The sequence below is a fragment of the Albidovulum sp. genome (genome assembly GCF_049646345.1).
In the GTDB taxonomy this organism is placed as follows: Bacteria; Pseudomonadota; Alphaproteobacteria; order Rhodobacterales; family Rhodobacteraceae; genus Albidovulum.
In genome coordinates this window covers 1-1,892 of the sequence record NZ_JBARVQ010000130.1, presented here as the reverse complement: position 1 = coordinate 1,892, position 1,892 = coordinate 1, and the positions used below count along the sequence as shown (strand labels likewise).

Here is a 1,892-nt window from a genome sequence, read left to right as displayed (position 1 = left end):
GCTTGACGGCGCGGCGATGTTCGCGATGACGAAGTTCCGTTTGATGGTCGGGGTCGCACCGGCAGGCAGCGTGATGTCGTTGATGTGAATGACATCACCGATATCATGCCCGGACAGGTCGACCGTCAGATGGTCGGGAATGTCCGCTGCGGTGACTTCCAGTTCGACTTCGGGACGCACAACAACCAGCGTGCCGCCGCGCTTGATGCCGGGGCATGTGTCGTGATTGTCGAAGTTCACATGAATGAACAAGGCGATTCGGCTGGTCTGGCGCAAGCGCATCAGGTCCAGATGGGTCGGCAAGTCCTTGACAACGTCACGCTGCACATTGCGGCAAATCACGCGCACGTCCTTTTCGCCCTCAACCTTCAGGTTGAAAAGGGTCGAAAGGAAACGGCCCGCTTTGAGGCGCTTCAGAAGCGTGTTGTAGTTGATATTGATCGGAAGCGGGTCAGCACCGCCGCCATATACAATGCCAGGTACGTCGCCGTTACGGCGAGCTTGACGGGCGGCCCCCTTGCCTGTCCCCGTCCGTACCGTGGCGACGAGATCCGGGATCTCTCCAGCCATGGTTAGTCTCCAAATGTTAGGGCGGATATCCTCCAAGGGTGCATATCCGCGTGAAGCCGCGCGTATAGGTCAGATCTTTGGGTTTGAAAAGCCCAAAAACCGCGACCGTCGCCTTGCCAGCCTGACGAGCCCGCGCTAACGCTGACGCACCGCAACAGGACCAATCATAGCCATGTCGATGCTTCATGCCGTCCGGATCTCCCGTGCACCGCTGTCCGGGCTCAGCGCCGTGGGTGTCGTCTGGGGCGGTTTCGCCGGTTTCGTTCCCGATATCAAGGCGGCGGTCGGTGCATCTGACGCCGGTCTTGGATCGGCTCTGGTGATGTCTTCGATCGGGGCAATGATCTCGATGTATCTTGCCCCGCGACTCCTGAACGCGCTTGGGCGAGTGGCACTGCCGGTCTTGGGCCTGGTCCTTTGCCTTGCCTTCTTCTATCCGCTGATGGCCTCAAGCGTTCCCGGTCTGGCCCTTGCGATGTTTGGCATGGGTGCCAGCGTGGCGGCTTTGGACGTCAGCGCCAACGTCCGGATCAGCGCGCTGGAGAACCGCCACAAACTGCACCTGATGAACGTCAACCACGCGATGTTTTCCGTCGCCTTCGGGTTGACCGCTCTCTTTACGGCAGTGGTGCGCAAGGCCGGGGCTACGCCCACGATGATCATGCCGCTGCTTGCGCTCTTTTGCGTGGGACTGGCCGCGCTGATGTGGGAGGGCCGGGGCCGCATTGCGCCGCCGGATCACGACAGCGCCGACACACGCAGCACCGCGACACCCTGGGCGGCGATCGGTTTGACTGCGATTATCCTGTTCGCGGCCTTCGTCGGAGAAAACGCCACCGAGGCGTGGTCGGCGCTTCACATCGAACGCACGCTCGGCGGGGCGGCGGGGGAGGGCAGCCTTGGCCCTTTCATGCTGGGGCTGGCCATGGCTATCGGCCGTTTCTCGGGGCAGTTCGTTGCCGAAAGGCTGGGTGAGGCGCGGCTTATACTTTGGTCGGCCGTTCTTGGCATGATCGGGGCGGTCGTCATTGCCGCGGCGCCGAGCCAGTTGGTTGCACTGACGGGGGTTGGCATCCTTGGGCTTGGCATGGCGGTGATCGTGCCCTCGGCCAATTCCATGCTTGGCAAGCGTGTTCGCGACGAGCAGCGCAGCCACGCGATTTCACGGGCTTGGATGGCCGGGATGCTGGGTTTCTTTCTTGGGCCCGCGATGATGGGGGGGCTGGCGGAGCTGTTCGGTCTGCGCGCGTCTTTCGCTGCGGTCGCCCTCGTCGTCTCCGCGATCATCCCGGCAGTGGTGGCGCTGTCGCGCAGGGGATAGC

At 62.6% G+C, this 1,892-nt stretch carries 2 protein-coding genes; one reads left to right on the top strand and one right to left on the bottom strand.

All coding sequences use genetic code 11. The annotated features are described in order from the left end of the window. Window positions 1–570: 50S ribosomal protein L25/general stress protein Ctc (locus WBB85_RS03285; RefSeq protein WP_432637191.1), on the bottom strand; the 570-nt coding region annotated here is incomplete at its 3' end. Between the two features lie 172 nt (window positions 571–742). Here WBB85_RS03285 and WBB85_RS03280 point away from each other — a divergent pair. After that, window positions 743–1,891: an MFS transporter gene (locus WBB85_RS03280; protein ID WP_432637190.1), complete on the top strand. Its 1,149-nt coding sequence runs from the start codon at window positions 743–745 to the stop codon at window positions 1,889–1,891. The last annotated feature ends 1 nt before the right edge of the window (window position 1,892 follow it).

Excerpts from the sequence above, each read along its gene's own strand:
- WBB85_RS03280 (WP_432637190.1), top strand. The coding sequence starts at position 743 with ATGTCGATGCTTCATGCCGTCCGGATCTCCCGTGCACCGCTGTCCGGG.